This window comes from uncultured Limimaricola sp. (genome assembly GCF_964022235.1).
Taxonomy (GTDB): Bacteria; Pseudomonadota; Alphaproteobacteria; order Rhodobacterales; family Rhodobacteraceae; genus Limimaricola.
On record NZ_CAXHZL010000005.1, the window covers coordinates 96,330 to 121,796 of the forward strand.

Sequence of the window (25,467 nt, forward strand, 5' to 3'; positions counted from 1 at the left end):
GCCGTCGCCCCTTGCGGGGGCGCGGGCGCGCTAGCCAGCGGGGCGTGGGCGCGCTAGATGCACGGGCGACAGCCCGAAAGGATCGCCCCATGACCGTATCGCTCGCCGACCTGACCGACCGGATGCTCACGGCAGCCCGCCGCGCCGGGGCCGACGCCGCAGACGCGGTGGCAGTGGATGGCACGGCGGTGTCCATCGACGTGCGCGACGGGCGGCTCGAACAGGCCGAACGCTCCGAAGGTGTCGATATCGGCCTGCGGGTGCTAATGGGACGCCGACAGGCGGTGGTGTCGTCGTCGGATGCGCGCGACGCGACCATCGAGACGATGGCGCAGCGCGCCGTCGCCATGGCGCGCGAGGCCCCCGAAGACCCGCATGCGGGCCTGGCCGATCCCTCGCAGCTTGCCCGCGACACCGATTCGTCGCGGCTCGAGATGTATGACCCCTCACCCGAACCTGACCCTTCGGTGCTTGAGGAGGATGCCCGCCGCGTCGAGGCTGCCGCGCGCGGCGTGGACGGCGTGTCGCAGGTGCAGGGTGCGACGGCGGGCTATGGCCACCGTCGCATCCACATGGCTGCCTCCAACGGCTTCTCAGGCGGCTACGAGCGGTCGGATCGGGCGATTTCCTGCGTCGCTGTCTCGGGCACCGGCACCGGCATGGAGCGCGACTGGGATGGCGACAGCCGGATCTTTCAGGCCGACCTGAAGAGCCCCGAGGAAATCGGGCGTCTCGCTGGCGAACGCGCCGTGGCCCGGCAGAACCCGCGCCGCCCGCGCACCGGCAAATACCCGGTGCTGTTCGACGAACGGATCTCGTCTTCGCTGATCGGCCATCTGCTGGCGGCCAGCAACGGCGCTGCCATCGCGCGCGGGTCGAGCTGGCTTTTGGGCCGCGACGGCAGCCAAGTGCTGCCCGAGGGGATGTCGCTGATCGAGGAGCCGCACCGCCCCCGCGCCTCCGGCTCGCGGTTGTTCGACGGCGAGGGCCTGCCCACCGCCGAGCGGGCGCTGGTCGAGGACGGGGTGCTGACCGGATGGGTGCTCGATCTGGCCACCGCGCGCAAGCTGGGCCTCGAGAGCACCGGCAACGCCGCGCGCGGCACTTCCGCGCCGCCCTCGCCCTCGGTGACCAATTTGCGGCTGACCCAAGGCACCGCGAGCCGCGAGGATCTCATCGCGCAGATGGGCACCGGTCTTCTGGTGACCTCGATGATCGGCTCGACCATCAACCCCAACACCGGCGACTACTCGCGCGGGGCCTCGGGCTTTTGGGTCGAAAACGGCGAGATCCTGCACCCGGTCAACGAATGCACCATCGCGGGCAACCTGCGCGACATGCTTCTGGCTCTCGTGCCCGCCAATGACGCGCGCACCCACCTGAGCCGCATCGTGCCCTCGCTTCTGGTGGACGGGATGACCCTTGCCGGAGACTGATCACAGCGATGATCTGGCGCTTCTGGTGGCGGCGGCGCGCGAAGCGGCGCCCATCGCCATCGAATTCCGCGCGCCGAAGGTCTGGGACAAGCCCGACGGAGCGGGGCCGGTCTGCGAGGCCGACCTCGCGGTCGACGCCCTGCTGCGCGAGCGCCTCGGCGCGGCCCGGCCCTCCTATGGATGGCTGTCGGAGGAGACGGCGGACGCGCCGGAGCGGCTGGACGCGGCGCGGATTTTCGTCGTCGACCCGATCGACGGCACCCGCGCCTATCTCGAAGGCAGCGCCGACTGGGCGCATTCGCTCGCCGTGGCTGAAAACGGCCGGATCATCGCCGCCTGCGTGCTGCTGCCCCGGCACGACCTTCTGTACACCGCGACGCTGGGGGGCGGCGCGTTTCTCAATGGCGAACCCATTCACGCCAGCACCCAGACCGACCCTGCCCGCGCCACGCTGCTTGGGCCGCGCCTTGCCATGAGCCCCAAGCATTGGTCGGGCGGCGACGTGCCGCCCGTGCGCCGGGCCTTTCGCTCGGCACTGGCCTGGCGGCTGTGCCTTCTGGCCGAGGCGCGGTTCGACGCGATGCTGACGATCCGCCCGACGTGGGAATGGGACATCGCCGCGGGCAGCTTGATCCTGACCGAGGCGGGCGGCACCGCCACCGACCGGCGCGGCGCGGCGCTCAGCTTCAACAAGCCCCACCCCCAGAGCGACGGCGTGCTGGCGGGCGGCGCGCTGCATGGCGTGCTGCTGCCGCTTCTGGACCCCTCCGCCGCTTGACCCGGACCCCTCGACGCGTAATTTGCCCTCCAAGCCCCCAACCCGAGGATATCTCATGACCCAGCGCCTGCATCTCGTCTTTGGCGGCGAACTGACCGACCCATCTCAGAACGTGTTCCGCAGCACCGACGACATCCACATCGTCGGCATGTTCCCCGACTACGCCTCGGCCTATTCGGCTTGGAAATCCGAGGCCCAGCGCACCGTGGACAATGCCCACATGCGGTACTTCATCGCCCATATCCACCGTCTGCGCGACGAAGAGGCCGCCGCCTCGCCGACCGAGGAACTCGGCAACTGAGACAGCCGCCCGCCGATCCCGCGCGGCGGCCGGAGGGGCCGCTGGTCTGGGTGCATTGCCCGGACCCCGAGCGCAGCCGCGCCGCGATGGCGCTGGCGCGGCGGCTCGAGGAAGAGCGCGAGCCGGTGACCTTGCTGCTCACGGCGGCGGCGCGGCAGCGCGACGCACCGCGCAACATGCTGCAGTGGCCGCCGTTTGCCGACAGTCGCGCCGCCACGCAGGAGTTTCTCGGGCGCTGGCGTCCGGACCTGCTGATGTGGATTCGTGGCCCGGTGCAGCCGTCGCTGCTGTCCGAGACGGCGCGGGCGGGCATCCCGGCCCTGATGGTCGATGCCGAGGCCGACACCGCCACGCTGGCGGGCGGCGGCTGGCGGCCGGGCGCGCGGCGCGCGGCCTTCGAGGTGTTCGACCGGGTGCTGGCGATCGACGGCACGGCGGCGGCGCGGCTGCGGCGCATCGGTGTGGAGCCCGGCCGGATCGAGATCACGGGGCGGCTCGACGACAGCCGCCCCCTGCCCGGCTGTCATGAGCGCGACCGTGCCGATCTCGCCGATGCGATCGGCTCGCGCCCGGTCTGGCTCGTGGCGGGGGCGGTCGAGGAGGAGCTGGACGCCATCGCCACCGCGCAGAGGCAGGCCAGCAAGCGCGCGCACCGGTTGCTGCTGATCCTCGCCCCGGCGAGCGAAGCCGCCGCCCCGCAGATCGCACGGTCCTTGCGGGGGCGCGGGTTCATCGTGGCCGAGCGCAGCGAAGGCGAGGAGCCCGACGAGGCGACCGAGATCTACGTGGCCGATGGGCCGGGCGAGATCGGGCTTTGGTACCGCCTCGCGCCGGTGACGATGATGGGCGGCACGCTGTCGGGCCAGACCTGCCGCGACCCGATGGAGCCCGCGGCCCTTGGCTCGGCGGTGCTGCACGGGCCGCAGGAGACCAAACATGCCGATGGCTATGCCCGGCTTGCCGCTGCCGCCGCCTGTCGCGGCGTGCGCGGCCCCGCCGATCTGGGCTTTGCGGTCGAGGCGTTGCTTTCGCCCGAACGGGCGGCGCTTCTGGCGCGTGCCGCATGGGGGGTGGCCACCGAAGGGGCCGAGGCCACGAACCGGGCGATCGATCTCATCCACACCATGCTGGAGCGCCGCGCGTGAGACCGCCGTTGTTCTGGGACAATGATCCGGCGCGGCCAGGCCCCCGCGCCCGGGCCCTCGCGCCGCTCGCGGCACTCTACGGCGCGGCCACCGCCGCCCGCGTGGCCCGCCCCGGCTGGCGCGCGCCGGTGCCTGTGATCTGCGTCGGCAACCTCAACGCTGGCGGCACCGGCAAGACCCCTACCGCCATCGCGCTGGTACAGCGTCTCGCGGCGCGCGGTGTCAATGCCCATGTGGTGAGCCGAGGCCATGGCGGACGGCTCGAGGGACCGGTGCGGGTCGAGGAGCGCACCCATTCTGCCGCCGACGTGGGCGACGAGCCGCTGCTGCTCGCGGCCTTCGGCCCGGTCTGGGTGGCGCGCGACCGCGCGGCCGGGGCCAAGGCGGCGGTGGCGGCAGGCGCGCAGGCACTGATCCTCGACGACGGCTTTCAGAACCCCGCCCTCGACAAGGATCTGTCGATCGTCGTCGTCGACGCGGCGCGCGGCTTTGGCAACGGGCGGGTGATCCCGGCGGGGCCGCTGCGCGAGCCTGTGGCGGCGGGGCTGGTGCGCGCCGACATGGTGCTGTCGATCGGTGGGGAGGGTCCGCAGCAGCGGTTCGCCGAAGGCTGGGGCGCGATCTTGGGCGATCTGCCGCATCTGACGGGCCGTCTCGCGCCGCTCGCCACCGGCATGGTCTGGGACAGGATGCCGGTGCTGGCCTTCGCGGGTATCGGCCATCCCGAGAAATTCTTTGCCACGTTACGCGGCCTCGGCGCCGATCTGCGCCGGGCCGAGGCTTTGGGCGATCACCAGCCGCTGACACCGGCGCTGATGGCGCGGCTGGAGCAGGAAGCGCGCGCACTGCCCGCACAGCTCGTAACAACGGAAAAGGACGCGGTGCGTCTGCCCGCGTCCTTTCGTCAGAAGGTCCTGACCCTGCCGGTGCGGCTCGAATGGGGCGATGCCGCCCCGCTCGATGCCGCCCTCGACCGGATCGGCCTTACTCCTCGATAAGGCCGTCGATGATCTCGGCCATGTCGGGCCAAGCCATGTTCGAGTATTTCTCGCCGTTGATCAGGAAGGTCGGCGTCGAGCTGATGTCGTCGGCCTTGGCGTTTTCCTCGTACCAGGTGACCAGCGCCTGCGCCGTGTCACCGTCGGTGAGACAGGCTTCGAGCTGGGCTTCCTCGATCCCGGCGGACAGGCCGATGGCGCGCAGCTTGGCCGCGATCGCCGCCGGATCGCCGCCGCCGGCCCAGTCGCGCTGCTGGTTGTAGAGCATGTCGGAGATGCCGAAGAACTTCTGCTCGCCGCCGCAACGCGCGATCATCGAGGCCCAGAGGCCGGGACGGTCGAAATAGACCTCGCGGTAGACGAAGCGCACCTTGCCCTCGTCGATGTAGTCCTTGAGCTGCGGATAGCTGGTCTCGTGCCAGTTCTGGCAGTGCGGGCAGGTGAAGGAGGCGTATTCCATCACCGTGACCGGCGCATCCTCGGCGCCCTGCGCCATCTCGACGATGCCCTCTTCGACGGCCGCGTCTTCGTCGCTGGCCATGTCGTCGTCGGCGGCCACATCTGCGTCCGTGGCGGTATCCGTGGCGGCGGCGTCGTCGTCGGTGGCGGTCGCCTCGGCTTCGGCTTCGGTCTCCACCTCGGTCTCGACTTCGGCCGTGCCGTTCGTCTCGGGTTCGGCCTCGGCGTCCATGTCGGCCTCGGTTTCGGTCTCGGTCGAGGTCGTCGCGGCGTCGGTATCGGTCGCCGCGTCTGTCGTCACATCCGTGGTAGTCCCGGCCTCGGCCTCGGCGGCCTCCTGCGCGGAAAGCGGGGCGGCGAGGGCCATCCAGCCCAGCGCGGCGGTCAGGGCGATGGTGGAGCTTGCGAGTTTCATGGGTCTTCCTGTCTTAATTCCGACGTTTGGACAGGACATTGGCACCCAGCGCCTCGAGCGCAAGTCGCAATTCCGTGTCCCCGACCCCTTCGGCGGTCTTGACGGCCTGCGCCGTCACCTCCGGATCGGGTGCGCGCGGCACGGGTTTGGAGGCGGGCGCGAAGGTCGCCTGCCCTTCCGCGAATCCCGTGGGCGCGGTCTGGGTGATGCGCACCTTGGCGATCGCGCGGTAGCCGTAGCAGGCGTTGACCCGCTCGCGGATCGCCTCGGCCTGCATCGACAGCATCGGCGCTTGCGCCCCCGTGGTCAGCAGCGTCAGCGTCGCGCCAAGCCCGTCGCGGCCGTAGCCGACCTTTACCGGCTGCGCCACGCGCGCCGTATCCTCGCCGACGATCTCGGCCCAATGGGTGAGCAGCCGCGTCACGGCAAAGCCGCGCGCCTCGGAGGCGCCGCGGATGCGCGACTGCAGCAGGCCCGAGGCCTGTGCAAAACCGCGTGTGGAGGAGAAGCGTCGCTGTTTCATGATAGCCCCCAGCCTACTAGATGGGAGGGGGGCCGGACCAGAGGGGATGCGCGTGACCGAGACCGAAATGACAGATGCGCTGCTCGACTGGTACGACCGCCACGCCCGGATCATGCCGTGGCGCACCGGTCCGGCCGAAAGATCGGCAGGCGCGCGTCCCGATCCCTATCGCGTCTGGCTCTCCGAGGTGATGCTGCAGCAGACCACGGTGGCCGCCGTGAAGAAGTACCATGACCGCTTCACCGCGCTTTGGCCCACGGTCGCCGATCTCGCCGCTGCCTCCGATGCCGACGTCATGGCCGAATGGGCGGGGCTTGGGTACTACGCCCGCGCCCGCAACCTGCTGAAATGCGCGCGCGCCGTCGTCGCCGATCACGAAGGCCGGTTTCCCGACAAGCATGACGCGCTGATCGCCCTGCCCGGAATCGGCCCCTATACCGCCGCCGCCGTGGCCGCGATCGCCTTCGACCGTCCCGAAACAGTGGTGGACGGCAACGTGGAGCGGGTGATGTCGCGGCTTTACGATGTCGAAACCCCGATGCCCGCCGCTAAGCCGGAGCTTGTCGCCCATGCCGCGCGGCTGACCTCGCGCGCGCGCCCCGGCGATCACGCGCAGGCGGTGATGGATCTCGGTGCCACGATCTGCACACCGCGCCGCCCGGCCTGCGGTATCTGCCCGCTGCGCGATCCCTGCCTCGCGCGCCTACACGGCACGCAAGCCGAGCGTCCGGTGAAGCCCCCCAAGAAGGCCAAGCCGCACCGGCGCGGCTATGCCTATGTCGGGCGGAGCGCCAAAGGCGACTGGCTGGTCGAGACCCGCCCCAACAAGGGTCTCTTGGGCGGCATGCTGGGCTTTCCCGGATCGGACTGGAGCGATGAGCCCCAGCCCGCCCCCCCTGCCCCCGCCGCGTGGCGCGAGGTAGGCGAGGCCACGCATACATTCACCCATTTTCACCTGACCCTCTCGGTCATGGTGGCCGAGCTGCCGCCCTCGAACCCCGAGCGGGGACATTTCATGGCCGCCGACGCGTTTCGCCCCGCCGCCCTGCCGACCCTGATGCGCAAGGTGCACGACGCAGCGGCGCCGCATCTCTCCGTTGAGCGCCCAAGGGCTGCGGGCTAGATTGCGCGAATGACCACGCTCCCCGCTGCGCGCGCCCCCTTTCTCTCGGCCCTGCCCTATGCGGTGTCGCTGCTGACGCTGCCGCTGGCGGGTTTTGCGGCGCTGATGGGGGGGGCGTGGGTGCTGTTGTTGCCCGCCTTCGCTTGGCTGCTGTTCGACATCCTCGACCTCGTCGGCGGGCTCGACAGCGCCAATCCCGACCCCGAGACACCGGAGAGCGCGCTTTGGTGGCACCGGCTGCTGACCATGATCTGGGTGCCCGCGCAGGCGCTGATGACCTTCGGGCTGATCGCCTATGCCACGCGGGCCACGCATCTCGGCGGTTGGGAGAAGACCGGCCTGTTTGTCGGTCAGGGCGTAATCTCCGGCGCGGTCGGCATCGTCTATGCGCACGAGCTGTTGCACCAGCGCGACCGGGTCGAGCGCTGGCTCGGTGACATCCTGCTGGCCATGGTGCTCTGGTCGCCGTTCCGCTCGCATCACCTGCGGGTGCATCACCTGCATGTGGGCACCCCCGCCGATGTGGTGACGGCGCGCTACAACGAGGGATTTCACCGCCATTTCGCGCGCGTGCTGTGGCGGATGCCGCGTGACGCCTGGCGCGCCGAGGCGCGGCTTCTGGCGCGCAAGGGGCTGGGCATGCGCAGCCGAAAGAACCCGTTCTGGCGCTATGCCGCGCTGCAGGCGGGGATGCTGGGGCTGGCGCTGGCGCTGGGCGGCATTGAAGGGCTGGTGCTTTTCGGACTGCAGGCCTTCGTCGCGATCTGGCAGCTCGAACTCGTCAATTACATCGAACACTACGGGCTGACGCGGAAGCATTTGGGCGATGGCCGCTACGACCATGTGCAGCCGCGGCATTCGTGGAACGCCGAGCACCGCGCTTCGAACAAGCTGCTGATCAACCTGCAGCGCCATTCGGATCACCACTACAAGCCCGACCGCCGCTATCCGCTGCTGCAGACCTACCCCGAGGGCGAAGCCCCGCATCTGCCGCAGGGCTACCCGGTCATGGGCATCGCGGCGCTGATCCCGCCCGTGTGGCGACGCATGATGAACCCGCGCGTGCGGGCATGGCGCAGGCGATTCTACCCGGAGGTCGCTGATTGGGGGCCGTACAAGCGGGGCGAGTTGCCGAAACCGCGCGGGTTTTAGCCCTCGGCCATTTCCGCGCGCACCTGCTGGCGCAGCAGGTCGATCGGCACCGTCGCGCCGTCACGCTTGAAGTGCCAGTAGGTCCAGCCGTTGCACGAGGGCGCGCCTTCGAGCTGGGCGCCGACCTGATGGATCGAGCCCTTGGCCTCGGAGCAGACCAGCGTGCCGTCGGCACGGACCCGCGCCTTGTGGCGGCCGCCGAGGCTGTGCAGCACCTCGCCGGGACGCAGCATGCCACGCTCGACCAGCACGCCGAAGGCCACGCGCGGCTCGGCGCGCTTGGAGGTCGAGACCTGAAGCGCGTCCGAATCGTAGGGGCGCACTTGCGCGATGCGGGCTTCGGCCACGCGGCGGTAGTCAGCCTCGCGCTCGATGCCGATGAAGTCGCGGCCCATCGCCTTGGCCACGGCCCCGGTGGTGCCGGTGCCGAAGAACGGATCGAGGATCACATCGCCGGGGTTGGTGGTGCCGAGAATCACCCGGTGCAGCAGCGATTCGGGCTTTTGCGTCGGATGCGCCTTGGCACCGGTCTCGTCTTTCAGCCGCTCGTGCCCGGTGCAGATCGGCAGCACCCAGTCCGAGCGCATCTGCACGCCTTCGTTCAGCGCCTTCAGCGCCTCGTAGTTGAAGGTGTATTTCGCGCCCTCGGATTTCGAGGCCCAGATCAGAGTTTCATGCGCGTTGGTCAGCCGCTTGCCGCGAAAGTTCGGCATCGGGTTCGACTTGCGCCAGACCACGTCGTTGAGAATCCAGAACCCTTGGTTCTGAAGCTCGGCGCCGAGGCGGAACACGTTGTGATAGCTGCCGATCACCCAGATCGCGCCGCCGGGCTTGAGCACGCGGCGCGCCTGTTTGAGCCAGGCGCGGGTGAAGCTGTCGTAGGTCTTGAAGCTGTCGAAGCTGTCCCAGTCGTCATCCACCGCGTCGACGCGGGAGTTGTCGGGGCGCATCAACTCGCCCTTGAGCTGGAGGTTGTAGGGCGGGTCCGCAAACACCAGATCGACGCTCGCATCCGGCAGCTTGCGCATCTGCGCAACGCAGTCGCCTGCCAGAACGGTGTTCAGGGGGAGCGTGTCCGCCCCCCGGCTTTTCGTCTTCGTGGTCATGGTGAAACGCCTCTGATCCGCGGCGGTGGCCCGCTTCGTGGTTGTGGATAACTATGAGTCAGAGGTGAGTCGGTGTCAAAATCTTTTTCGAATCAGTCGGTTGCGATTGCGGGTTGATACAAGATGTTGTGGATAGGTTTGAATTTGCGCCTATGATGGGGCGTCACCCCAAGATCCAGTAGCGCCGCCTTGTGCTGGGCCGTTCCATAGCCTGCGTTGCGCTCCCAGCCATAGCCGGGATGGGCAAGGGCCAAGTCGCCCATGATCCTATCGCGTTCGACCTTGGCCACGATCGAGGCGGCAGCGATGGTCAGCGATCGCCCGTCGCCGCCCACCAGCGTCTCGCAGGGGTGATTGAGCCCGCGCGGCACCATGTTGCCGTCGACCAGCACGTGGCAGGGCGGCACCCGCAACCCGGCGATGGCACGGATCATCGCCAGATGTGCGGCACGCAGGATGTTGTTGGTCTCGATCTCCTCGACGCTGGCATGCGCCACGCAAACCTCGGCCACGGCATGGATCTGTTCGGCCAGCGCGGCACGACGCTTGGCGCTCAGCTTCTTGCTGTCGTCGAGCCCCTGAGGGATGCGCGCGGGGTCGAGAATCACCGCCGCCGCCGTGACCGGACCGGCGAGCGGGCCGCGCCCCACCTCGTCGACGCCGCAGATACGGGAGAGCCCACGGGCATGGGCGGCGGTCTCGAAGGAAAAATCGGGTGGCATGACCGGGGTTCTGGCGCGGGTGCGGGCGACGATCAAGGCCCCCGACATAAAAACGGGACAGGGTGTCATGACACCGCCGTCCCGCACTCGTCAACAAGGCGCACTCGTGAAACCTATGCGGGGGTGAAAGCCAAGGCTCCCACCCCCGGGGCGATGCGGCAACTGGGGCAAGTGCCGCATCTCTGCTCGACCGTTTTACCGGACGGCAATCCTGTAGCCGCGACCACGCAGGCATTCCGTGTCATAGCCCGTGGTGACCTGACCCGCGTCGCTGCCGGTCACGGCGCAATCGGCGGGAAAACTGCGGGCCAGCACCGGGTAGCCGTCGAGGCAGGCGCCATCGACCACCGAGGCGGCTTTGAAATCGATCTGCCGCTGTCGCAGGCAGGCGAAGGGTATCTCGCCCGTGGCCACCGGCGTGGTGGTCTGGGGCATCGGCAGCGCGCTGGCCGAAGACGGCTGCCAGTCGCGCAACAGATCCGGCGTCACCTCGTCGCGCGGCACCGGTGGCAGCGCCTCGGGCGCGGCGGGGGCTGCGGGCGCGACCGGGGCCATCTGCGCCTCGAGCCGGGCGCGCGCCTCGGCCCGCCGCCGCGCTTCGGCATCGCGGGCGATCTGGGCAAAGCGCTCCTGCTCGGCCTGTCGGATGATCTCGGCGCGGCGCTCTTCGGTTTCGGCGCGCGCGAGCGCCGCGGCCTCGGCACGGGCCTGCGCCTCGGCACGAGCTTGAGCCTCCGCACGAGCTTGAGCCTCGGCGCGGGCTTGGGCCTCAGCGCGGGCTTTCGCTTTGGCCTCTGCCTGAACCTGCGCGCTTGTGGGCGCTCCGAGCACGGCCCCGAGATCCACGCCAAGCTCGCGACCGATCATGTCGAGCCCCGCCGCTCCGCCCGAACCGCCGATGATCGCGCTCAGCGCTCCGAGCGCCGCACGGGTGCGTTCGTCGCGGTCCTGCTCGCGGTCTTCGGCCTCCTTGCGGGCTTCCGCCCGGGCCTCTTCACGCTTCTTTTGCTCTTTTTCGGCCTTTTTCTCGGCCTCCTTGCGGGCCTTGCGGGCGTCCTTGCGCGCGTCCTTGGCCTCTTTCTCGGCTTCCTTGCGCGCCTCGGCCCCGGCTTTCTCGCGCTTGTCCTTCTTCTTGTCGCGCTCCTGCTTGGCCGCCGCGCCGATCACGCCGAGCGCCACCAGCCCGCCGATCAGGCGACCCATGTTCTGGCTGTCTTGCTGCGCCAGCGCCGGGGCCGGAGCCAGTCCGGTCAGTCCGAGCGAAAGCGAGAGGGTCGCGGCGATGAGGCGTCGTGACATGTGGATCTCCGTATTTTCGGCTCCCGGCGGAGCGGACACCCTGCGGCCGGCCGATGGTGCGGGGCCGGGGGAGACAGGTCTTGGAAGGCAAAGTTGGGGCAAAGGGCTCGACAGGCAATAACGCCGCGTCCCGGGCGTCCCGTTATTGAATAGCACAGGCCGACACCGCATGGTGAAGCCCATGAAAACCCTCGCACTCACCCTTTGCCTCCTCATCGCCGGCGCCGCTTCGGCCCAGGCGGCCTGTTACGCCGACTACAAAGCCAAGCGCGACGATCCGCTCAGGCTGCATTACGGCGTTGCCGAAATCGCCCCGCCATGCGACCAACCCGAAGCCGCCGCGGACGAGCTGCGCCCGCGGCTTGGCTCGGATGGTTGGAAACTCCTCGCCATCGTGAGCCTGTTCGGCGAAGATGGTCTGGAGAAAAGGCGGGACAGTGCAGGCGATTTCTACCTCCGCTACTGAGGCAAGACAGGCTGGCAACAAGATCGTGACCGCGGGGCTTGCCGCGATCGCACTATTGCTAATCGGCGCGGCGATCCTGCTTTTCGTCAACCTGCCCGACGCCAATGCCTTCAACGCCCGGGTCGAACGGCTCTTCGTCGAGAATGACGACCTGACCGCGCAAGCCGAGATCAAGCTCCTTGAGATCCTCGCGCAGTCGGGCACCGCCTTTTCGGAGGTGCTGTCGAGCTACCGCTTCGTGATCTTCGTGTTGCTGACGTTTGCGCTCGCCATGCTGGTAGCGGCGGTGGCGTTCCTGTTGATGCTGGTGCAGCTCAACCGCCGCATGGGCCGGATCGAGCGCAAGGGCATCGAGGTCAACAGCCTCGTCATCAGCCGTGATCAGAACGCGGTGCACCTCAACGATTTCGAATTCAAGCTCACACCTGCGGCGATCGAGACGCTCTCGGTTCTGGCCGAGGCGCGGATGGATGACGAGGTGCTGTCCGGCTCGGAGATCGAAGCGGTGATCTCGGGCCGGTCGGCCGCCGATTGCGACGAGGCGGCCGGTGCCACCCGGATCAAGCGGCTGCGCGATACGCTGGGCAACCAGCTGGTCAGCGAACTTCTGGTCAAGAACATCGCCAAACGCGGCTATGTTCTGGCGATCGACAAATCGGTGATCCGGATGCTGTGACGGCTCAGGCCGTCAGCAGCCGCGTGTATTCCGCCTCCGGCACGCCGTAGCAGCCGCCCACCATCTCCTCGAGCCCCTCGCGGTCGATGATGCGGATCAGCCCGCGCGTAGCGCGCACCAGCCCCTGCCCTTCGAGGATGTGCAGTGACACGGTGACACCGGCGCGGCGCACGCCGAGCATGGTCGACAGGAAATCATGCGTCAGCGTCACCTCGTCGCCCTCGATCCGGTCGTGACACATCAAGAGCCACCGCGCGAGGCGCGCGTCGAGCTTGAGCTTGGCATTGGCGAGCGCGGTGTGTGCGGTCTGGATCGACAGCGCGTGACAGTAGTGCAAGAGCCGCTCGCGCAAGGCGTCCTGCTGCAACGCCTCCTGCAGGCGCGACGTCTCCATCCGGTAGCCCGCGCCGCCGATCTGCACCGTGGTCTGGTGCGGCGATCGATCGGTGCCCAGTACCACCATGGAGCCGGACATGCCCTCGCGTCCGACGAGGCCGGCCTCGATCCGGGCACCGCCTTCGGGGGTCATCGCGACGATGGAGATGACGCCACGGGTCGGGAAATAGACGTGCTCGACCGCTTCGTCCGGTTGCTCGATGATCATGCCTTGGGGCAGGTCGACGGATTCGAGATGTGTCAGCATGAGATCGGCCAGAGCTGCGGGCATCCGGGCCAGCAGCTGGTTGCCATCACCTCGTGTGCCTTTTTCTTCGACCTTCATCGGCGCCTTCTTGTTCCGGGCGGTCGCACTGCAGGTGCTCGACCCCACCGGATGCATCTCTCACGATATTACACCCACATCGTCGTGCTAATTCCACGCAACAGCAAACGCCAGTATGAGGCAATCATCCGTGCGGACTCGCACAAATAGACGGCAGGAGCCGCCATCTTATCACGTCATGAGGGAGTTGGTGACCCCGGCAGGATTCGAACCTGCAACCTGCCCCTTAGGAGGGGGCTGCTCTATCCAGTTGAGCCACGGGGCCACGTCCCCTTTCCATGCCCGGCTTTGCCCAGCCCGTCAACGTCGCTTGGACAAGCCCGCCGCCCCGGCCTATAGCTCTGGTATACCTTCCATCCTCGGACAGTGCCCATGACCATTCCGCCCCGCCGCCCGCTCACGCTCCGAGACGTCTCGGAGGCTTCGGGCGTCAGCGAAATGACCGTGAGCCGGGTGCTGCGCAACAAGGGCGACGTCAGCGAGGCCACCCGCGCCAAGGTACGCGCGGCGGCCAAGAAGCTGGGCTATGTGCCCAACCGCATCGCGGGCTCCCTGGCGTCGAGCCGAGTGAACCTCGTGGCCGTGATCATACCCTCGCTTGGCAACATGGTGTTCCCGGAGGTGCTTTCGGGCATCTCCGAAACGCTGGCGGGCACGGGGCTGCAGCCGGTGTTCGGCGTCACCGACTACCTGCCCGACACCGAGGAGCGGGTGCTGTTCGAAATGCTGTCTTGGCGCCCCTCGGGGGTGATCATCGCTGGGCTCGAACACACCGAGGCAAGTCGCGCGATGTTGATGCGCGCCGAAATCCCGGTGGTCGAGATCATGGACAGCGACGGCGCGCCGATCGACGCCTGCGTCGGCATCAGCCATCGCCGCGCCGGGCGCGAGATGGCCGAGGCGATTCTGCGAGAGGGCTATCGCCGCATCGGGTTTCTCGGCACCAAGATGCCCGCCGACCACCGGGCGCGCAAACGCTTCGAGGGTTTCACCCGACATCTCGCCCGCGCCGGGATCGAGATCTCGGACCAGGAATTCTACTCGGGCGGCTCGGCGCTCAAGAAAGGGCGCGAAATGACCGAGGCGCTGCTCAAGCGCACACCAGATCTCGATTTCCTCTACTTCTCCAACGACATGATCGGCGCCGGCGGGCTGTTGTGGCTGCTCGAACAGGGCATCGACATCCCCGGCCAGATCGGGCTTGCGGGGTTCAACGGGGTCGAGCTTCTCGACGGTCTGCCGCGTCAGCTTGCCACCATGGACGCCTGCCGCCGCGAGATCGGCCGCGAGGCGGCCCGGATCATTGCCGCGCGCTGCGCCAACCCCTCCGAGGGCGGTGGCGAACGCGTCGAACTGACGCCGCTGATCGCACGCGGCGACACGCTGCGACGCCACTGAAAAGCATTTTTTGCGCCGGGTACGGAGCCGAACATCGCCTACTTGGAGGAGATACCCCCTTCGCATAGGTTACGTCTTGGCCTACCCTCTTATCCACAGGCCGCCTCGGGGAAAGGCGACCGCTGGGAAGGCTGCCCAGACGAGGGGGACGCGGGCCATGACGAAAATGCCGCTGCAGATGACGCCGCGGGAAGTTGATATGATCATCGGCTTTCTGGACGACGGGTTCTGCCTTTGCGAGATGCTCACCGATGCCGAAGGACGCTCGGTCGACTACCGATTTATTCAGACCAATCCGCAGTTCGAGGAGATGACCGGGCTGCACGGGGCCACCGGTCGCACCGCGCGCGAATTGGTCCCGAACCTCGAACCCATCTGGGTCGAAACCTACGGGCGGATCGCCTTCGACGGCGAATCCCGGCGCTTTCAGCAGGAATCCCCGGCGATGGGCCGGTTTTTCGAGGTCTATGCCGTGCCGGTCGAACCGCTCGGCCGCTTTGCGCTGCATTTTCGCGACATCACCGAGACCAAACGCATCGAAGCCGAACGCGAAACGGCACTGTCCGAGGCACGGCAACTTCTCATCGAGTTGAACCACCGCGTGATGAACAGCCTTGGCACCATTTCCTCGATCATCTCCATGGAATCGCGTGCCCGCCCCGAAGGCGAAGGGCGGCAGGCGCTGCGCCGGATCGGCCAGAGGGTGCAGGCGGTGGCCAACCTCTATCGCAGGCTCAACGCCTCGAATTCGATCGACACCGTCTGTTCGCGTGACTACCTCGATCAGATCGTCGCCGGCCTCGCCGCGTCTATCGGTCGCGATGACGTGCGGATCGAGGCCCGCATCGCCCCGGTGCGCCTGTCCACCCGGATCGCGGTGCCGCTTGGGCTGATCGTCAACGAACTGGTGACCAACAGCCTGAAATACGCCTTCGCCCCCGGCGTCGCGGGCACCGTGATCGTGGCGCTCGACACCACCGAACACGGCGCGCTCAGGCTCGAGATCCGCGACAACGGCCGCGGCCTTGCCTCCAGCCTGCGCGACGAAAGCGACAATGTCAGCGGCATCGGCCAGAAGTTGGTTCGGGCCTTCGCCACGCAGCTTGGCGGCGAACCGGTGATCGACACCGGGCCCGAAGGCACGGCGGTGACGCTGCGCTTTCCCGGCATCTAAACCCAGCCACCGCCTCGGCCGCGCGGCGACGATGCCATGCCTACCATCCCTGAGGCGTCACCCGCGGTGCGTGTCGAACTGCTCTTCGCGGATCGTGCCCCTTCGGAAGCCGCCCGCCACGGGTGCGGCGCAGAGCGGGCTGCAGCGACTCGGCAGAACCGGGGGGAAGCAAAGGCTACAACCGCAAGGTCAGACACGGCAAAGTCGAGAGATAATCACGCTCTCGGACGGCATGCCGCGGCGGGGGAAGGCATGCGCACCCGCCCCGTCCGCGATCGATGATCCTGGAGTGATCAGTGGTGAGCCGTGCAGGATTCGAACCTGCGACCCACTGATTAAAAGTCAGTTGCTCTACCAACTGAGCTAACGGCCCACTGGGCGGGTCTCTAAGGGGAGTGGCGGGGGGGGTCAACCGCAAAATTCCCCTTTTGCTGGATAAAGTTCGCAGGCTTTGCTATTGGCCCGCCATGCAGGAAAACACACCCTCCGGCCTGCCGTTCATGAAGATGCACGGTCTTGGCAACGACTTCGTCGTGATCGACGCGCGCGGGCCAGTTCCGACCGTGACGCCGGAACTCGCGCGCGCCATGGCCGACCGGCATCGCGGCGTCGGCTTCGATCAGCTGGCGACGATCCACGCGGGCCAAGGCCCGAACCAGAACGCGGATCTGCATCTCGTGTTCTGGAACGCCGACGGATCGCAATCAGCGGCCTGTGGCAACGCCACGCGATGTATCGCGGCGTGGGAGATGGCGCGCACGGGCAAGCCCGCACTCGACATCACCACCGAACGCGGTCGCCTTGCCGCGCGCGATGCCGGGAATGGGCTGGTTGCCGTCAACATGGGCCAGCCGCAGCTGCGCTGGGACGAGATCCCGCTGGCGCGCGAGATGGACACGCTGGCGTTGCCGATCGAGGGCGCACCCACCGCCACCGGCATGGGCAACCCGCACTGCAGCTTCTTCGTGGACGACGTCTCGGCCATCGACATCGAAAGCTTTGGCGCGGCGCATGAGCATCATCTGCTCTACCCCGAGCGCACCAACGTGCAGGTGGCGCAGATCACCGGCCCCGACCGCATCCGCATGCGAGTCTGGGAGCGTGGGGCGGGGCTGACGCTGGCATCGGGGTCGTCGTCCTGCGCCGTGGCCGTGGCCGCCGCGCGCCGGGGGCTGACCTCGCGCACCGTCACCATCGATCTAGATGGCGGCACGCTTCATATCGACTGGCGCGACGACGGGGTCTGGATGACCGGCCCTACCGCGCATGTCTTCGACGGGGTCTGGAGGCTCTGATGGACCGCAAAGCACCGATTTTCGCGACCATGGGTTGCCGCCTCAACGCCTATGAGACCGAGGCGATGAAGGATCTCGCCGCACGGGCGGGTGTCGAGGACGCGGTGGTGGTCAACACCTGCGCCGTGACGGCGGAGGCCGTGCGCAAGGCGGGACAAGAGATCCGCCGCCTGCGCCGCGAGAACCCGACCGCGAAGATCATCGTGACGGGCTGTGCGGCGCAGACCGACCCCAAGCGATTCTCGGACATGGCCGAGGTCGATCTCGTCATCGGCAACACCGAGAAGATGCAGCCCGAGACATGGAAAGGCATGGCCCCCGACCTGATCGGCGCGACCGAGCCGGTGCAGGTCGACGACATCATGAGCGTGACCGAGACCGCCGGACATCTGATCGACGGCTTTGGCAGCCGCTCCCGCGCTTATGTGCAGGTGCAAAACGGCTGCGACCACCGCTGCACCTTTTGCATCATCCCCTTCGGGCGCGGCAATTCGCGCTCGGTGCCCGCGGGCGTGGTGGTCGAGCAGATCAAGCGGTTGGTGGATCGCGGCTACGAGGAGGTCGTGCTGACCGGCGTCGATCTCACCTCTTGGGGTGCCGACCTTCCAGCGACGCCGCGGCTTGGCGATCTGGTGATGCGGATCCTCAAGCTGGTGCCGGACCTGCCGCGCCTGCGCATCTCCTCCATCGATTCGATCGAGGTGGACGAGAACCTGATGCAGGCCATTGCCACCGAGCCGCGGTTGATGCCGCATCTGCACCTGTCGCTGCAGCACGGCGACGACCTGATTCTCAAGCGGATGAAGCGCCGCCACCTGCGCGACGATGCGATCCGCTTTGCCGAGGACGCGCGCCGCCTGCGGCCCGACATGACTTTTGGTGCCGACATCATCGCGGGTTTCCCGACAGAAACCGAGGCGGCCTTCGAGAACTCGTTGAAGCTGGTTGAGGAGTGCAATCTCACTTGGCTGCACGTCTTTCCCTATTCGCCGCGCCCCGGCACCCCAGCGGCCCGGATGCCGCAGGTGAAGGGTCCGGCGATCAAGGCGCGCGCGGCACGGTTGCGGGCGGCGGGCGATTTGGCCGCACAGGCGCATCTGAGCGCGCAGGTCGGACGCCAGCATCGCATCCTCATGGAAAGCCCCCGCATGGGCCGGACCGAGCATTTCGCCGAGGTCGATTTTGCCACCGATCGCCCCGAGGGGCGCATCGTCGAGGCCGCGATCACCGGGGTGTCCGGCACCCGGCTCTCGGCGGGCTGAAGGCCGGGCCCGCAGGTTCGCGGGTCCGGCATGTTCGTGGAATTGCGGAACCGGGGCAGGCTTACGCACCGCCCCGCCCTTGCGCGTCTGTGCCCCCGCTGCTTGACTGCGCCGTGACACAGGAGCGTTCCACATGAAACTTCTCACCTCCCCCGCCTCGCCCTTTGCCCGCAAGGTCCGCGTCGTGCTGATCGAGACGGGTCAGGCCGATCAGGTCACCGAGATCGCCGCCGCGACCGACCCGCTGGGCGATCCGGTGGACGTGATCCATGCCAACCCGCTGGGCAAGATCCCCGCCTTGGTGCGCGACGACGGCCCCGCCCTCTATGACAGCCGGGTCATCACCCGCTATCTCGACGCGCGCGCAGGTGGGCGGCTCTATCCCGAGACCCGGATCTGGGAGGTTCTGACGCTCGAGGCCACGGCCGACGGGATCATGGATGCGGCGCTGGCGATGGTGCTCGAAAATCGTGTCCGCCCCGAAGGCGAGCGGTCGCCGAAATGGGTCGAGGGACAATGGCGCAAGGTGGAGCGCAGTCTCGACGCGATCGAGGCGCGTTGGGTCAGCCATCTCGAGGGGCAGATCGACATGGGCCAGATCGCCGCGGCCTGCGCGCTGGGATATCTCGACCTACGGCATGGAACGCGCAATTGGCGCGAGGGTCGCCCGCAGCTTGCCGCATGGGCCGAACGCTTTGCGACGCGGGAGAGTATGGTGGCGACGGCCCCGCCCGCCTGAGGCGGGCCGATCCACAAATGACCGCCTGAGGCGGGCTTACCCGTAGCGGACAGCCCGAAGCAGGCGCGGAAGCTTCACCAAATCGAGGCCCACCAAAGCCTTCTCCGCCCGAGGCGGGGGAGGCTCGGACAAGCGCAGGATCAGAAGTTGAAGCTGACGCCGAGATTGAGCGCGTTGGTGACGATGTCCGATTCCAGCGTGCCGCCGCCGACGAGGTCGGCTTCGTTCTGCGAATAGGTGCCCTTGTATTCGCCGAACACCGACATGCTGTCGGTGACGGCGTAGCTCGCCCCCGCCATCAGCGCGACCGCCGGGCCGGTGAGCTGGTATTCGTCGGTGCGCCCCTCGCCGTCGTCATACTCGACCCGCGGCACCGCGACGCCCAAACCGCCACCGACATATGGCGTCAGGCCATAGGCGGCATCGGGAAAGCGGCGATAGGCGTTCAGCGTCAGGATATTGAGCCCGTCGGTGAATTCCAACGTCTCGAGCCCCTCGTCGGCAAGGGTGTCGTCGTCGGCATAGACCTTGGTGTGGTTGAAATCGAGGCCGAAGCCGAGATTGTCGCCGCGCCACCAGGTCGCGCGCAGGCCGTAATGCGGCGGCGCGTCGAAGGAGTTGCCCTCCCAGCCGGCGGTGAAATCGCGGTCACTCGTGGTGCCGGGCCGATCGACCGTGACACCCGAATGCGGCGCGCCCTGAACACCGCCATAGAAACTCAACTCGACCTCGGAATGGGCAAGGGCGGGAAGCAGGATCAGGAGCAGCGGAGCGGCGAGGCGGAACATCGGATATGACTTTCGGTCGGACGGTGGCGGACAGGGATGGGCGACAGACTCGCGCCACTATCACCCGAATCTGGAGATCCCAGTAACAAACCCCAAGGCAAAGCCATTTCAATTTTCCGTTGTCGCATTCCCGCAACGGCAAGCAGACCCCGCCCCCTTGTCGGCGCGGGTCACGGGGCCTAGGTGCCTCCGGCTGCGCGGTATTGTCCGCTGGACGGGCGCGGGATTGATGGCTAAACAGCGCCAAAACGCCAAGCGGGTCACGGCCCGCGGTCTTTTGCCGTCCGGGCGACGCCGCCCCAGCCATACCGGAGATCACCCCCGTGTCACACGCAGACGATCATCAGGGCACACGCCGCGATTTTCTCTACTATGCCACCGCCGGTGCGGGGGCTGTCGTGGCCGGCGCCGCGGTCTGGCCCCTGGTCAACCAGATGAACCCCTCGGCCGACGTTCTGGCGCTCGCCTCGATCCGGGTCGACGTCTCCGGCGTCCAGCCCGGCACCCAGCTTACCGTGCTGTGGCAGGGCAAGCCGGTGTTCATCCGCTCGCGCACCGAAGAAGAGATCGCCGCCGCCCGCGAGGTCGACGTCAACTCGCTGCCCGACCCGATCGCACAGAACGACAACCTGAACGGTGCCGCCCTCGCCACCGACGAGAACCGCGCGCTGGACGAGACCGGCACATGGCTCGTGCAGATGGGTGTCTGCACCCATCTGGGCTGCGTGCCCCTGGGCGAGCAGGGTGACTTCGGCGGCTGGTTCTGCCCCTGCCACGGGTCGCACTACGACACCGCCGGCCGCATCCGCAAAGGGCCCGCACCGCGCAACCTGCCCATTCCCGTCGCCGAATTCGTCGACGAGACGACCATCAAGCTCGGCTGAGGAGACCCCTGATGTCCGGTATTCCGCACGATCATTACGAACCCAAGACGGGTGGCGAGCGCTGGCTCAACAACCGCCTTCCGGTCATCGGCCTGCTCTATGACACGCTGATGATTCCGACGCCGAAAAACCTCAATTGGATGTGGATCTGGGGCATCGTCCTCACCTTCACTCTGGCGCTGCAGATCATCACCGGCATCGTGCTGGTGATGCACTACACGCCGCATGTCGACATGGCCTTCGCCAGCGTCGAGCACATCATGCGCGACGTGAACGGCGGCTTCATGCTGCGCTACATGCACGCCAACGGCGCCTCGCTGTTCTTCGTGGCGGTCTATGCGCACATCTTCCGCAGCCTCTACTACGGTTCGTACAAGGCCCCGCGCGAAGTCACCTGGATCATCGGCATCCTTATGTACCTCCTGATGATGGGCACCGCCTTCATGGGCTACGTTCTGCCCTGGGGTCAGATGTCGTTCCACGGCACTGCGGTGATCACCGGCCTGTTCGGCGCCGTGCCCTTCGTGGGCGAGGCGATCCAGACCTGGCTCTTGGGCGCTTCGGCCGTGGGCCAGCCTGCGCTGAACCGCTTCTTCTCGCTGCACTACCTGATGCCCTTCATCATCGCGGGCCTCACCGTCGTGCACATCTGGGCCTTCCATTCGACTGGCAACAACAACCCCACCGGGGTCGAAGTGCGCCGCACCTCGAAGGAAGAGGCCAAGCGCGACACCCTGCCCTTCTGGCCCTACTTCGTGCTGAAGGACCTGTTCGCGCTCGCCGTGATCCTCGCGGTGTTCTTCGCGATCGTCGGCTTCATGCCGAACTATCTCGGCCACCCCGACAACTACATCGAGGCGAACCCGCTCTCGACGCCCGCGCACATCGTGCCCGAGTGGTACTTCCTGCCCTTCTACGCGATCCTGCGCGCCTTCACCGCCGACGTCTGGGTCGTGATGTTCGCCGAGTGGATCACCTTCGGCATCGTCGACGCGAAGTTCTTCGGCGTGCTGGCGATGTTCGGCGCCATCGCGGTGATCGCGCTGGCCCCGTGGCTCGACACCTCCTCGGTACGCTCGGGCCGCTATCGCCCGATGTTCAAGTGGTGGTTCGCGCTGCTGGTCGTCGACTTCTTCGTGCTGATGTGGGGCGGCGCGATGCCCGCCGAGGGCATCTATCCCTACATCTCGCTGATCGGGGCCGCCTACTGGTTCGGCTACTTCCTCGTGATCCTGCCGCTTCTGGGCGTGATCGAGAAGCCGCTGCCGATCCCCGGCACGATCGAAGAAGACTTCAACGCGCATTACGACCCAAAGACCGGCGGCACCCACACCGTCGTCAAGCCGGCCGAGTGAGAGAGGCAAGACACATGCTGAGAACCGTCACGCTGGCCGCGATCGCGGCGATGGGCCTCTCCGGCGCCGCCACCGCGGAGTCCGAGACGCACATCACGGATTACGACTTTCCCTACGAGGGTCCCTTCGGGGCCTTCGACCAGATGCAGCTTCAGCGGGGCCTTCAGGTCTACACCGAGGTCTGTGCCGCCTGTCACGGGCTGAAGTACGTCTCCTACCGCAACCTCGCGGATGAGGGCGGCCCCGGCCTGCCCGAGGATCAGGTGCGGGCCTATGCCGCGCAGTTCGAGACCTTCGACGAGGAACTCGACGACTTCCGCCCCGCCACCGCGGCGGACAAGTTCCCCGAGAGCTCGCTGCCCGAGGCACCCGACCTGTCGCTGATGGCGAAATCGCGCGCGGGTTTCCACGGCCCCTATGGCTCGGGCATGAACCAGCTCTTCAAGGGCATGGGCGGGCCGGAGTACATCGCGTCGCTGCTGACCGGCTACGAAGAGACGCCCGAGTGCGCGCCCGAGGACTTTCCGGGCTACTACAACGTCGCCTTCGGCTCCGGCGGCTTTCCCGAAAGCTGCATCGACGAAGACGGCCACCACGAGGTGCCCGGCTCCTGGATCGCCATGCCGCCGCCGCTTCTTGGCGACGACGTGGTCTACGAGGACGGCCACGAAGCCTCGGTCGTGGAAGAGGCCAAGGACGTGACCGCCTTCATGATGTGGACCGCCGAGCCCAAGATGATGGCCCGCAAGCAGGCCGGCTTCACCGGCGTTCTGTTCCTCGGCATCCTCGCGGTTCTGCTCTACCTCACCAACAAGCGGATTTGGCATCGCGCCAAGTACGGCCCCCGCGACGAGTGATCGTCCGCGCCGCACGGATCACGGGGCGCCCCTTCGGGGGCGCCTTTTTTCATGCGCGGTATGTGGCCGGATAGGCTGGGCATCGGAAGCAAAAGGGACGGCACGTGACGCTCCGACGTCATGGCCCCTTCTCCTCCTGCTGCGATGCGCAAGGCACCGCCATGCCCCGAACGCGGCGATGGACAGAAGCCGTCGCCCAGTGCCTCAGCGCCCGAGATAGACCCTGAGCGCCGGGGGCGGATCGGCAAGTAGGGGTGCCGCCGCCTCGGGCGCTGCGGCAACACCGGCATCGACCAGAACGATGTGGCTCGCGATTCGCGCCGCGTCCTCCGGCGCGTGGCTCACCATCAGCAGTGTCCTCCCCTCCCCTGCCAGCACCTCGCGCGCCAGATCGAGCATCTCGGCCCGCAGACCCGGCCCGAGCGCGGCGAATGGCTCGTCGAGCAGCACCAACGCCCGGTCCATCAGAAGCACCCGCGCCAGAGCCGCCCGGCTTTGCTGCCCGCCCGAGAGCGCGGCGGGCCTGCGCGCGCCCATGCCGTCCAGGCCGACGCGCTCCAGCACCTCTCCGATGGCGCGCCGCCGTTCCGCGTCGAGCCGTCCGCGCGGATCGAGACCCAAGGCGAGATTGCGCTCCACCGTCAAGTGCGGGAACAGGTTGTTGTCCTGAAACAGGATCGAAATCGGCCGCGCGGCGGGCAACAGCGGCGTCAGGTCGCGCCCATCCCAGAGGACGCGGCCCGCACCGGGCGCGAGAAACCCCGCGATGGTGGCGAGCAGCGTCGACTTGCCGCCACCCGATGGCCCCATCACTGCGCAGACCGCACCGTCCTCCAGCGCCCAATCCGCCGAGAGGCCGAACTCACCCTGCCGGATCTCCAACCCCTCAAGCCGCAGCATCGACGCGCCCTCCCCTGTCGAAGATCCAGAACAGCGCGAGGCTCAGGCCCAGCAGCACCAGCGCCACCCCCGCCGCCTGCTCCATCCGGTAGGCCGACATCAGGCGCACCATCAAGAGTGGCAGCGTCGCTTCGCCGTCGCCCGCGAAAAGCGCGATCACCCCGAGGTCGCCCATCGACAGCGCCGCCGTCAGCCCGGCGGCGAACCCCAAGGGGCGGCGCAGGCGTGGCAACAGCAGCCAGCGCAGCCGCGCCCAGCCGGCGAGGCCAAGTGAGGTCGCCAGCCGCCCATGCGCGGCCTCGGCCTGTGCCACAGCGGGGGCCAGCACGCGCGCCGCGAAGGGCAGCGCCATCGCAGCGTTCACCCACCCCGTTACCACCAGCGCCACATCGCGGGGCGAAACCAGCGGATAGAGCACCACGAACAGCCCCGTGCCCATCACGAGGCTTGAAGCGGCGAGCGGCAGCAGCATCGACAGCTGCGCCAGCCCGCCCCCGCGCAGCACCAACGCCAAGGCCAGCGCCAGCGTCAGCACCGTCGCCCCCAGCGCCACCGAGATCGAGCGCAGCGCCGCCGCCCAGACCCCATCGGGCAAATCAAACAGCCCCGGCGCGCCGCGCGCCACGATCATCGCCAGCGGCCCCATGAGAAACAGCGTGGCAAGGGCGATGGCCACCGCATCACGCAATTGCCCGCCCGGCTCGAAACGCTCGACCACCCGGTCGAGCCCTGCGCCCAGCGCCTCGGGTGCGCCTGCCGTCCGCACCATCAACGCGGCGGCGGCACAAAGGCCGAACTGCACCATCGCCAGCACCGCGGCACGGCCCAGATCGAAGTCGAATCGCAGGGATTGATAGATCGCCAACTCCACTGTGGTCGCGCGAGGCCCGCCACCCAGCGTCAGCGCCACGGCAAAGCTCGTCAGACAGATGAGAAAGATGACGGCAAAAGCCCCCGGCACTACGGCGCGCAGCATCGGCCCTTCGAGCAGTCGCCCCACCGGCGCGCCGAGCGAAGCGGCGAGGCGAAAGCGTTCGGCGGGGATCGCGATCCAGCCCTGCAGGATCAGCCGCACTGCCAAGGGCAGGTTGAAGAATACATGCGCCAGCACCACCCCGTGCCAGCCATAGACCGAGACGGGACCAAGACCTGCCAGCCCCAGCGCGTCGTTCAAAAGCCCGCCGCGACCGAACACGCCGATGAGGCCAATCACCGCGACCACCACTGGCAGGATGAAGGGTGCCCCCAGAAGCGTCACCAGCGCGCCGCGCCCGAAAAACCGCCGCCGTGCCAGAGCCCGCGCCACCGGCATGGCGAGCACGACCGACACGCAGGCCGACAGCGCCGCCTGCCAAGTGGTGAACCAGATCGCCGAGAGATCGGCGGGGCCGAGCCGCAGTGCGAAACCCGCGCGCCAGATCACGGCCGCCAGCGTGCCCAGCGTCAGTGCCAGCACCAGCCCGGCGGCGATGCCGCCGGGCCATCTCGCCACAGG

26 protein-coding genes and 2 tRNA genes are annotated in these 25,467 nt (G+C 67.9%); 17 read left to right on the top strand and 11 right to left on the bottom strand.

The genetic code is table 11. The annotated features are described in order from the left end of the window. The first annotated feature begins 89 nt into the window (after nucleotides 1-89). The 5 genes from AADJ02_RS08455 to lpxK are packed head-to-tail and all read left to right on the top strand — an operon-like array spanning nucleotide 90 to nucleotide 4,658. On the top strand, nucleotides 90-1,436 hold the full coding sequence (locus tag AADJ02_RS08455; RefSeq protein ID WP_341212560.1) for a TldD/PmbA family protein: 1,347 nt from the start codon (nucleotides 90-92) through the stop codon (nucleotides 1,434-1,436). Continuing rightward, the gene (locus AADJ02_RS08460; RefSeq protein ID WP_341212561.1) at nucleotides 1,423-2,214 is read left to right on the top strand and encodes a 3'(2'),5'-bisphosphate nucleotidase CysQ; all 792 of its coding nucleotides are present in this window, start codon (nucleotides 1,423-1,425) and stop codon (nucleotides 2,212-2,214) included. The genes AADJ02_RS08455 and AADJ02_RS08460 overlap by 14 nt, the downstream gene beginning before the upstream one ends. Nucleotides 2,215-2,269: 55 nt before the next feature. Then, a complete protein-coding gene (locus tag AADJ02_RS08465; RefSeq protein ID WP_341212562.1) occupies nucleotides 2,270-2,515 on the top strand; it encodes a DUF4170 domain-containing protein in 246 nt (81 codons plus the stop codon). Beyond that, nucleotides 2,512-3,660 carry a glycosyltransferase N-terminal domain-containing protein gene (locus tag AADJ02_RS08470; RefSeq protein ID WP_341212696.1) on the top strand — a complete coding sequence of 383 codons (1,149 nt, stop codon included), beginning with the start codon at nucleotides 2,512-2,514 and terminating at the stop codon, nucleotides 3,658-3,660. The genes AADJ02_RS08465 and AADJ02_RS08470 overlap by 4 nt, the downstream gene beginning before the upstream one ends. After that, nucleotides 3,657-4,658, top strand: a complete 1,002-nt coding sequence (lpxK, locus tag AADJ02_RS08475) for a tetraacyldisaccharide 4'-kinase (protein WP_341212563.1) — start codon at nucleotides 3,657-3,659, stop codon at nucleotides 4,656-4,658. The genes AADJ02_RS08470 and lpxK overlap by 4 nt, the downstream gene beginning before the upstream one ends. Here lpxK and AADJ02_RS08480 read toward each other — a convergent pair. Continuing rightward, the gene (locus AADJ02_RS08480; RefSeq protein ID WP_341212564.1) at nucleotides 4,645-5,532 is read right to left on the bottom strand and encodes a DsbA family protein; all 888 of its coding nucleotides are present in this window, start codon (nucleotides 5,530-5,532) and stop codon (nucleotides 4,645-4,647) included. The two genes, lpxK and AADJ02_RS08480, sit on opposite strands and share 14 nt — an antisense overlap. Before the next feature lie 13 nt (nucleotides 5,533-5,545). Beyond that, a complete protein-coding gene (locus AADJ02_RS08485) occupies nucleotides 5,546-6,055 on the bottom strand; it encodes a DciA family protein (RefSeq protein ID WP_341212565.1) in 510 nt (169 codons plus the stop codon). A gap of 46 nt (nucleotides 6,056-6,101) precedes the next feature. Between AADJ02_RS08485 and mutY the strand changes: the two genes are divergently transcribed. Then, on the top strand, nucleotides 6,102-7,178 hold the full coding sequence (mutY, locus tag AADJ02_RS08490; protein WP_341212566.1) for an A/G-specific adenine glycosylase: 1,077 nt from the start codon (nucleotides 6,102-6,104) through the stop codon (nucleotides 7,176-7,178). A gap of 9 nt (nucleotides 7,179-7,187) precedes the next feature. Continuing rightward, the gene (locus tag AADJ02_RS08495; protein ID WP_341212567.1) at nucleotides 7,188-8,330 is read left to right on the top strand and encodes an alkane 1-monooxygenase; all 1,143 of its coding nucleotides are present in this window, start codon (nucleotides 7,188-7,190) and stop codon (nucleotides 8,328-8,330) included. Here the strand turns inward: AADJ02_RS08495 and AADJ02_RS08500 are convergent. The 3 genes from AADJ02_RS08500 to AADJ02_RS08510 all read right to left on the bottom strand — a co-directional run bounded on the left by AADJ02_RS08500 (nucleotide 8,327) and on the right by AADJ02_RS08510 (nucleotide 11,457). Next, nucleotides 8,327-9,436: a site-specific DNA-methyltransferase gene (locus AADJ02_RS08500; RefSeq protein WP_341212568.1), complete on the bottom strand. Its 1,110-nt coding sequence runs from the start codon at nucleotides 9,434-9,436 to the stop codon at nucleotides 8,327-8,329. The genes AADJ02_RS08495 and AADJ02_RS08500 overlap by 4 nt on opposite strands. Before the next feature lie 92 nt (nucleotides 9,437-9,528). After that, complete coding sequence (locus AADJ02_RS08505; RefSeq protein WP_341212569.1) at nucleotides 9,529-10,158, bottom strand: ribonuclease HII; 630 nt, start codon at nucleotides 10,156-10,158, stop codon at nucleotides 9,529-9,531. Nucleotides 10,159-10,353: 195 nt separating this feature from the next. Next, nucleotides 10,354-11,457: a hypothetical protein gene (locus tag AADJ02_RS08510; protein WP_341212570.1), complete on the bottom strand. Its 1,104-nt coding sequence runs from the start codon at nucleotides 11,455-11,457 to the stop codon at nucleotides 10,354-10,356. Nucleotides 11,458-11,638: 181 nt separating this feature from the next. Between AADJ02_RS08510 and AADJ02_RS08515 the strand changes: the two genes are divergently transcribed. Both AADJ02_RS08515 and AADJ02_RS08520 read left to right on the top strand, forming a co-directional pair. Further along, the gene (locus AADJ02_RS08515; protein WP_341212571.1) at nucleotides 11,639-11,923 is read left to right on the top strand and encodes a hypothetical protein; all 285 of its coding nucleotides are present in this window, start codon (nucleotides 11,639-11,641) and stop codon (nucleotides 11,921-11,923) included. Between the two features lie 25 nt (nucleotides 11,924-11,948). Beyond that, the gene (locus AADJ02_RS08520) at nucleotides 11,949-12,599 is read left to right on the top strand and encodes a hypothetical protein (protein WP_341212572.1); all 651 of its coding nucleotides are present in this window, start codon (nucleotides 11,949-11,951) and stop codon (nucleotides 12,597-12,599) included. Between the two features lie 4 nt (nucleotides 12,600-12,603). On the opposite strand, the gene AADJ02_RS08525 is transcribed toward AADJ02_RS08520, so the two are convergent. After that, complete coding sequence (locus tag AADJ02_RS08525; RefSeq protein ID WP_341212573.1) at nucleotides 12,604-13,320, bottom strand: Crp/Fnr family transcriptional regulator; 717 nt, start codon at nucleotides 13,318-13,320, stop codon at nucleotides 12,604-12,606. Nucleotides 13,321-13,508: 188 nt separating this feature from the next. After that, nucleotides 13,509-13,585 (bottom strand) — tRNA-Arg (locus AADJ02_RS08530). Nucleotides 13,586-13,692: 107 nt separating this feature from the next. Here AADJ02_RS08530 and AADJ02_RS08535 point away from each other — a divergent pair. Together AADJ02_RS08535 and AADJ02_RS08540 are read left to right on the top strand one after the other, a co-directional pair. Further along, nucleotides 13,693-14,718: a LacI family DNA-binding transcriptional regulator gene (locus AADJ02_RS08535; protein ID WP_341212574.1), complete on the top strand. Its 1,026-nt coding sequence runs from the start codon at nucleotides 13,693-13,695 to the stop codon at nucleotides 14,716-14,718. Nucleotides 14,719-14,875: 157 nt separating this feature from the next. Then, complete coding sequence (locus AADJ02_RS08540; protein WP_341212575.1) at nucleotides 14,876-15,892, top strand: histidine kinase dimerization/phosphoacceptor domain -containing protein; 1,017 nt, start codon at nucleotides 14,876-14,878, stop codon at nucleotides 15,890-15,892. A 297-nt stretch (nucleotides 15,893-16,189) separates the two neighbouring features. Here AADJ02_RS08540 and AADJ02_RS08545 read toward each other — a convergent pair. After that, nucleotides 16,190-16,265 (bottom strand) — tRNA-Lys (locus tag AADJ02_RS08545). Between the two features lie 94 nt (nucleotides 16,266-16,359). Here AADJ02_RS08545 and dapF point away from each other — a divergent pair. The 3 genes from dapF (at nucleotide 16,360) to AADJ02_RS08560 (ending at nucleotide 19,188) form a co-directional block, all read left to right on the top strand. Then, on the top strand, nucleotides 16,360-17,187 hold the full coding sequence (gene dapF, locus AADJ02_RS08550; protein WP_341212576.1) for a diaminopimelate epimerase: 828 nt from the start codon (nucleotides 16,360-16,362) through the stop codon (nucleotides 17,185-17,187). Continuing rightward, the gene (gene mtaB, locus AADJ02_RS08555; protein WP_341212577.1) at nucleotides 17,187-18,449 is read left to right on the top strand and encodes a tRNA (N(6)-L-threonylcarbamoyladenosine(37)-C(2))-methylthiotransferase MtaB; all 1,263 of its coding nucleotides are present in this window, start codon (nucleotides 17,187-17,189) and stop codon (nucleotides 18,447-18,449) included. Before dapF ends, mtaB begins: the two co-directional genes overlap by 1 nt. A 133-nt stretch (nucleotides 18,450-18,582) precedes the next feature. After that, nucleotides 18,583-19,188, top strand: coding sequence for a glutathione S-transferase (locus AADJ02_RS08560; protein ID WP_341212578.1), 606 nt, complete (start codon nucleotides 18,583-18,585; stop codon nucleotides 19,186-19,188). A 140-nt stretch (nucleotides 19,189-19,328) separates the two neighbouring features. Here the strand turns inward: AADJ02_RS08560 and AADJ02_RS08565 are convergent, their stop codons facing one another. Next, complete coding sequence (locus AADJ02_RS08565) at nucleotides 19,329-19,976, bottom strand: outer membrane beta-barrel protein (protein ID WP_341212579.1); 648 nt, start codon at nucleotides 19,974-19,976, stop codon at nucleotides 19,329-19,331. Nucleotides 19,977-20,299: 323 nt separating this feature from the next. Here AADJ02_RS08565 and petA point away from each other — a divergent pair, with 323 nt between their 5' ends. From petA to AADJ02_RS08580, 3 genes are read left to right on the top strand one after another with little or no spacing between them, the layout of a single operon-like run. Beyond that, nucleotides 20,300-20,860, top strand: a complete 561-nt coding sequence (gene petA, locus AADJ02_RS08570) for a ubiquinol-cytochrome c reductase iron-sulfur subunit (protein ID WP_341212580.1) — start codon at nucleotides 20,300-20,302, stop codon at nucleotides 20,858-20,860. 11 nt (nucleotides 20,861-20,871) lie between these two features. Then, a complete protein-coding gene (locus AADJ02_RS08575; protein WP_341212581.1) occupies nucleotides 20,872-22,215 on the top strand; it encodes a cytochrome b N-terminal domain-containing protein in 1,344 nt (447 codons plus the stop codon). 14 nt (nucleotides 22,216-22,229) lie between these two features. Beyond that, nucleotides 22,230-23,072, top strand: a complete 843-nt coding sequence (locus tag AADJ02_RS08580) for a cytochrome c1 (protein WP_341212582.1) — start codon at nucleotides 22,230-22,232, stop codon at nucleotides 23,070-23,072. Between the two features lie 204 nt (nucleotides 23,073-23,276). On the opposite strand, the gene AADJ02_RS08585 is transcribed toward AADJ02_RS08580, so the two are convergent. Both AADJ02_RS08585 and AADJ02_RS08590 read right to left on the bottom strand, forming a co-directional pair. Then, entirely contained in the window at nucleotides 23,277-23,972 is a 696-nt protein-coding gene (locus tag AADJ02_RS08585; protein ID WP_341212583.1) for an ATP-binding cassette domain-containing protein, read from the bottom strand. Beyond that, a complete protein-coding gene (locus AADJ02_RS08590; RefSeq protein WP_341212584.1) occupies nucleotides 23,959-25,464 on the bottom strand; it encodes a thiamine/thiamine pyrophosphate ABC transporter permease ThiP in 1,506 nt (501 codons plus the stop codon). The genes AADJ02_RS08585 and AADJ02_RS08590 overlap by 14 nt, the downstream gene beginning before the upstream one ends. Between the last annotated feature and the right edge of the window lie 3 nt (nucleotides 25,465-25,467).

Excerpts from the sequence above, each read along its gene's own strand:
- AADJ02_RS08455 (WP_341212560.1), top strand. The coding sequence starts at position 90 with ATGACCGTATCGCTCGCCGACCTGACCGACCGGATGCTCACGGCAGCC.
- AADJ02_RS08465 (WP_341212562.1), top strand. The coding sequence starts at position 2,270 with ATGACCCAGCGCCTGCATCTCGTCTTTGGCGGCGAACTGACCGACCCA.
- AADJ02_RS08480 (WP_341212564.1), bottom strand. The coding sequence starts at position 5,532 with ATGAAACTCGCAAGCTCCACCATCGCCCTGACCGCCGCGCTGGGCTGG.
- AADJ02_RS08485 (WP_341212565.1), bottom strand. The coding sequence starts at position 6,055 with ATGAAACAGCGACGCTTCTCCTCCACACGCGGTTTTGCACAGGCCTCG.
- mutY (WP_341212566.1), top strand. The coding sequence starts at position 6,102 with ATGCGCGTGACCGAGACCGAAATGACAGATGCGCTGCTCGACTGGTAC.
- AADJ02_RS08495 (WP_341212567.1), top strand. The coding sequence starts at position 7,188 with ATGACCACGCTCCCCGCTGCGCGCGCCCCCTTTCTCTCGGCCCTGCCC.
- AADJ02_RS08500 (WP_341212568.1), bottom strand. The coding sequence starts at position 9,436 with ATGACCACGAAGACGAAAAGCCGGGGGGCGGACACGCTCCCCCTGAAC.
- AADJ02_RS08505 (WP_341212569.1), bottom strand. The coding sequence starts at position 10,158 with ATGCCACCCGATTTTTCCTTCGAGACCGCCGCCCATGCCCGTGGGCTC.
- AADJ02_RS08510 (WP_341212570.1), bottom strand. The coding sequence starts at position 11,457 with ATGTCACGACGCCTCATCGCCGCGACCCTCTCGCTTTCGCTCGGACTG.
- AADJ02_RS08515 (WP_341212571.1), top strand. The coding sequence starts at position 11,639 with ATGAAAACCCTCGCACTCACCCTTTGCCTCCTCATCGCCGGCGCCGCT.
- AADJ02_RS08525 (WP_341212573.1), bottom strand. The coding sequence starts at position 13,320 with ATGAAGGTCGAAGAAAAAGGCACACGAGGTGATGGCAACCAGCTGCTG.
- AADJ02_RS08535 (WP_341212574.1), top strand. The coding sequence starts at position 13,693 with ATGACCATTCCGCCCCGCCGCCCGCTCACGCTCCGAGACGTCTCGGAG.
- AADJ02_RS08540 (WP_341212575.1), top strand. The coding sequence starts at position 14,876 with ATGACGAAAATGCCGCTGCAGATGACGCCGCGGGAAGTTGATATGATC.
- dapF (WP_341212576.1), top strand. The coding sequence starts at position 16,360 with ATGCAGGAAAACACACCCTCCGGCCTGCCGTTCATGAAGATGCACGGT.
- mtaB (WP_341212577.1), top strand. The coding sequence starts at position 17,187 with ATGGACCGCAAAGCACCGATTTTCGCGACCATGGGTTGCCGCCTCAAC.
- AADJ02_RS08560 (WP_341212578.1), top strand. The coding sequence starts at position 18,583 with ATGAAACTTCTCACCTCCCCCGCCTCGCCCTTTGCCCGCAAGGTCCGC.
- AADJ02_RS08565 (WP_341212579.1), bottom strand. The coding sequence starts at position 19,976 with ATGTTCCGCCTCGCCGCTCCGCTGCTCCTGATCCTGCTTCCCGCCCTT.
- AADJ02_RS08575 (WP_341212581.1), top strand. The coding sequence starts at position 20,872 with ATGTCCGGTATTCCGCACGATCATTACGAACCCAAGACGGGTGGCGAG.
- AADJ02_RS08580 (WP_341212582.1), top strand. The coding sequence starts at position 22,230 with ATGCTGAGAACCGTCACGCTGGCCGCGATCGCGGCGATGGGCCTCTCC.
- AADJ02_RS08585 (WP_341212583.1), bottom strand. The coding sequence starts at position 23,972 with ATGCTGCGGCTTGAGGGGTTGGAGATCCGGCAGGGTGAGTTCGGCCTC.